Here is a 4,689-nt window from a genome sequence, read left to right as displayed (position 1 = left end):
AATTCCCAAAAGTGTAGCCACACTTTTGGGAATTGGTATAAGACATAAAACCCAAGAATTAATTGGCGGCGCGAAGCGCCGCCAATTAATTCTTGGGTTTTGATTCGTGAATTGGTATAAAACAAATCAACCCCAACAAAGATGAGTGTCGGCACTCATCTTTGTTGGGGTTGATCTAAGGGCGATCGCGGGATGGTTTGGGCTCAGGACTTGGTGTTCCGTTGGGGGTGGCGTTAGGGCTAGGTATCGCATCTGGTGTGGGCGATGCTGAAGGCGATGGAGAGGTAGAAGGCTGAGGATCGGGAATCGTAGGTATTTTAGAAATAACTTCCTCTGGATGGCTAGGGGGAATTCCTTCGCTGACGATAATATCTTCGATCACCGTTTTGACAATTGGAGCGGCTACCGTAGAACCAAAGGCATCAGAACCCACGGGTTCATCAATTACAGCGATGACGACGTAGCGTGGTTCTTTCGATGGGAAAATGCCGACAAAACTGGTAATCTTGGCATTGGCATAGCCGCCACCCGTAGAAGATGCTTTTTGGGCAGTTCCCGTTTTACCTGCCAGACGATACCCAGGAATGCGTGCGGGTAAACCCGTACCTTTTTCTACTACATCCGTCATCATTTCTAAGACCCGTTGTGTAGTTGCTGGGGAAATAACTTGGCGAGGAGTCGGTAACTTAGGCTGATAATATTCTTCACCTTCTTCGTTAATTAACCCCTTTACCACATGGGGCGTGAGCAACTTACCGCCACTAGCTAAAATCCCATGCAGTTGTACCATTTGAATTGGAGTTAGGGAAAACCCTTGCCCAAAGGCTGCGGTCGCGGGTTCAATTACATATTCGATGAATTGTTCTTGCGGTTTGAGCGTGCTGGGGGTTTCGGAAGGCAAGTCAATGCCTGAAATATCGCCTAAACCAATGCGCTCTAACCAACCATAATAGACCGATGGCTTCATCCGCTGGATGATATGCACCATCCCCACATTACTCGATCGCTGGAGAATTTGACTGATACTTAAAGGGCCAACAGCACCCACTTGTTCGTAGTCAAAGTTTGCCACTGGCCAGCCACCTATGGTAAGCGCCCCTTCGTCATTAAATACCGTATCGGGCTGAATCGCTCCCGATTCGAGGGCGATCGCAACATTAAGCGGCTTAAAGGTCGAACCAGGTTCGTAAAGATCGGAAACTGCCCAATTTTTGAAGAGTTTAACATCCGCCTCATAATAGCGGTTCGGGTCGTAGGTGGGCTCGGTTACCAAGGTAAGTAAACCGCCATCCCTAACATCCATGACGATCACGGCTCCACGCTTGGCACTAAACTTGACCATCTGTTGTTTGAGGATCTGTCTTGCCGTGCGCTGGATCCGCGAATCGATCGTCATTTGCAAGCTAGTGCGATCGCTATTGATCATGCCCGCAGGAATGCGATTGGGAATAAATTTGCCATTGCCATCCTGCTGCGCGACCGATGGTGCTTGATCCGTCCGTTCTAATAGTTTTTCTTGGCTGAGTTCGATGCCCGCTTGTCCTCGGTGATCGACATTTACATAGCCGAGGATTTCCGAGGCAAGATCCTGTTGGGGATAGAGTCGATGACGCTGCTGAATGAGTTCTAAACCGTCCAGTCGCAGGTTATAGATGCGATCGGAACTTTCTTCCGAGAGCCAGTACTCCACTTGAATGGAAGTAGTATCGCGGGTGAGAACGCTCAGCAGTTTGTCCACTGGGCGTTTGAGAATCGGGGCAAGTTTGGCAGCGATCTCTTCGGGCTTTTCTTTGTATAAATGGGGATAGGCAAAAAGGGTATAGACAGGGCGATCCAAGGCTAAAACTGCACCTTTGCGATCGGTGATCGTCCGTCGAGGGATAAAGGGTCGCAAAGTAAACATTTGCTGCCTTCTTGCCTTTTCCAACAAGTCCGACGAAGTAACGACCTGCAAATATACCAGACGCACCACTAGTCCCAGCATCGCCACCGCTAAAATTATCCAGATCAGCACGGTGCGCCGTTTGAAGAGATTGATAGTTGCGAGATCTCTAGGGAGGAAAGATGGGGTCATGGGCGTTTTTAGTCGAGATCTAGACAGAGTTGGCGGAAGCGATCGCCACGTTGCTCGAAGTTAGCAAACTGATCGAAGCTCGCACATGCAGGCGAGAATAGCACAGTTGGCAGAGGCTGGCTAGGGTGATTATGGGCGCGGCTATGGGCAATTTTGGCGGCCTGTTTGACGGCGCGTTCTAGGGTTTCCACGATCTCATAGTTTTTGAATCCTGCATCGTTGAGCATTTCGGCAAATAATGGAGCAGCCTCTCCAATTAATAAAACCGCGATCGCCCTTTGACGAATTTGCTCTAGCCATGCATCTGCATCTCCCTGCTTGGGTTGACCGCCAGCAATCAAAACCACAGGTGGTTTTACCGCTTTTAAGCCCACTTCGGCAGCATCGTAATTGGTCGCTTTACTGTCATTAATAAAGGCAATTCCCTCATACAAACGGATATGCTCCAGCCGATGGGGTACACCTTTAAATTGGGATATCGCAAAATCAATATGCTCGGAACTGATTCCTGCCAACTTCGCCGCCGCCACTGACATTAATAGGTTTTGGCGATTATGCTTGCCCAAAAGTTGCCAATGGGAAATCGGGAAAACGGCTTCTCCACGAAACTTGACCCACCCATCATTGATACAAATACCATCCGTATGGGCTTCCACAACTTGATTGTCAACCCCAGTCCAGAGGGCTTTTGGCCACATAGCTGCCCCAAATTTACATAGATTAGGATCGTTGCCATTGAGAATGATATGGGCTGAGCGATCGATCAAACTTGCCTTGATATTCCGATAGGCTTCAAGAGTATAGTGACGGTTCAGGTGATCGGGCGTGAAGGTAGTCCAGATCCCAATTTCTGGCAATACGGTTTGGGTAGACTCAATCTGATAACTACTTAATTCCGCAATAATCCAATCGGGTTGAAGTTGGTGTTGTAATACTTGCAAGGCAATTTCGCAAGCAGGAAAGCCAATATTCCCACAGGCGATCGCCTTTAGTCCCGCAGCCTGAAAAATTGCCGCCGTTAATGATGTGACCGTAGTTTTGCCATTGGTTCCTGTAATGCCCACCCAAGGAATATGTTTGAGATAGCGCCATGCCAGTTCGATTTCGCCAATGGTATCAAGCCCTAGGGATCTTGCTTGTTCAATTTCTGGACGATCCCAAGGCACTCCTGGGCTGACTGTCACAAGATCGATATTTTGCCCCGCTTCGATTAATTGAGCAAAGTTGGGGAAAGCACCAAGCTCAACGGTAATTCCTTCTGATTCTAAAGCTTGTTTCCTTTGTTCTAGGCTAGGACTGTTATTACTATCACTAACTGTCACCTGCCAACCATCAGCTTTGAGTAGTTTTGCAGCAGAAATTCCCGACTGTCCCAGTCCTAGTACATACGCTTGAGGCATAGCGATCGCTTGGTTTACAAGTTTGTTAAAAAGTTAATAATTAAGGATACAGGAACATGAGGCTTACTAAAATGGTTTGGGACTGCTATAGCAACTTAAGCGATAGCTAGATGAGTGGCGGCGCTTTGCGCCGCCACTCATCCGCCACTCATTTTTGTTTTTTATTTGACCTCTGCCAATAAATTGGCGAGACGCGGATATTGAGAAACCATGCCAAAGGTTTCAGGAGAAACCACATCGTAGGTAAAGTGGCGTTGAGCGATGCAAAAACGATCCCATTCGGCAACTTCGATACGGAATAGCTTGATAACTGCATCCACGAGAAACGGTGTTAGTTCAAATTGCCAACCAACTTTTAAATTTAAATATTCGCAGAACTGAACGATTAAATCCTGAGCCGTGAGACGTTGCATTCCTAATACTAATCGGGCAGGAGCTACGGGTACGGATGGCGCAGTCAGTAGGTAAGTGACAATTTGAGCAATATCGATCGCATGGACAAAATGGAAACTGCCATCGGTTTTTAAGAATCTGGCATAGGGCACATATTTCAGAATATCCTTGAGCCCCTTGGAAAGATGGGAGTAGGGCTTATTCTCTGCGCCGCCAAAGACGAGCGTGGGAAATACGGTAATGAGGCGATCGCGAATAATAGAATTTTCTAAGGTTTCCAAGCAGGCATGTTTAGATGCAATATAATTTGTCCCAAGTTCGCCAGCTTCAGGAATGATCTGATTGTGGGAATCAAGGATACTGGCGGTAGAGAAATAAATCGCCCGTTCGCACACCTGTGGATCGAGTGACGAAAATAGCTCAATTGTTTTATCGCGGTTAACCACAAAGGCTTCTTCTCCGCCCCAACCTGCGGCAGTACTCACGACAAACTCCATCGTGCGAAGCAGGGCTTTATAATTACCAATATTCTGCATTGAGTCTTCGATAATATGCACATTGGGGCGATTGCTTACATCAATTTGCAATTTGCGGCGATCGCGGACTAACAGATATAGGTCGTAATCAGTTTTTTCTAGAAGCATCTCGATCAGATAATGACCGACACAACCACTCGCACCCGTAATAAAAACTTTTTTTGACATTAAATTCAAATTGCTGATTGAAAATTACTCATTGAGCTATAGCGATCCTACCGCGCTTTGCGCTCAAATCCAAACCAAGAAAATTTTTGAAAGTGTTGCTTCGCAACACTTTCAAAAA

General features: G+C 47.0%; 3 protein-coding genes. All 3 read right to left on the bottom strand.

What is annotated here, in order from left to right:
• Window positions 1-175: 175 nt before the first annotated feature.
• The 3 genes from AC805_RS01225 to AC805_RS01215 all read right to left on the bottom strand — a co-directional run bounded on the left by AC805_RS01225 (window position 176) and on the right by AC805_RS01215 (window position 4,571).
• Window positions 176-2,074 carry a penicillin-binding protein 2 gene (locus AC805_RS01225; RefSeq protein ID WP_055073723.1) on the bottom strand — a complete coding sequence of 633 codons (1,899 nt, stop codon included), beginning with the start codon at window positions 2,072-2,074 and terminating at the stop codon, window positions 176-178.
• Window positions 2,075-2,082: 8 nt separating this feature from the next.
• Window positions 2,083-3,474, bottom strand: coding sequence for a UDP-N-acetylmuramoyl-L-alanine--D-glutamate ligase (gene murD / locus AC805_RS01220; protein WP_055073722.1), 1,392 nt, complete (start codon window positions 3,472-3,474; stop codon window positions 2,083-2,085).
• A gap of 161 nt (window positions 3,475-3,635) precedes the next feature.
• A complete protein-coding gene (locus AC805_RS01215; protein ID WP_055073721.1) occupies window positions 3,636-4,571 on the bottom strand; it encodes an NAD(P)-dependent oxidoreductase in 936 nt (311 codons plus the stop codon).
• Window positions 4,572-4,689: the final 118 nt, after the last annotated feature.

This window comes from Pseudanabaena sp. 'Roaring Creek' (assembly GCF_001402795.1).
Lineage (GTDB): Bacteria > Cyanobacteriota > Cyanobacteriia > Pseudanabaenales > Pseudanabaenaceae > Pseudanabaena.
Note: the sequence above shows the minus strand (reverse complement) of the source record. Positions and strands in the feature narration are given on the sequence as shown.

Bases quoted from the DNA above. Each gene is read 5' to 3' on its own strand.
- murD (WP_055073722.1), bottom strand. From the start codon at position 3,474: ATGCCTCAAGCGTATGTACTAGGACTGGGACAGTCGGGAATTTCTGCT.
- AC805_RS01215 (WP_055073721.1), bottom strand. From the start codon at position 4,571: ATGTCAAAAAAAGTTTTTATTACGGGTGCGAGTGGTTGTGTCGGTCAT.
- AC805_RS01225 (WP_055073723.1), bottom strand. From the start codon at position 2,074: ATGACCCCATCTTTCCTCCCTAGAGATCTCGCAACTATCAATCTCTTC.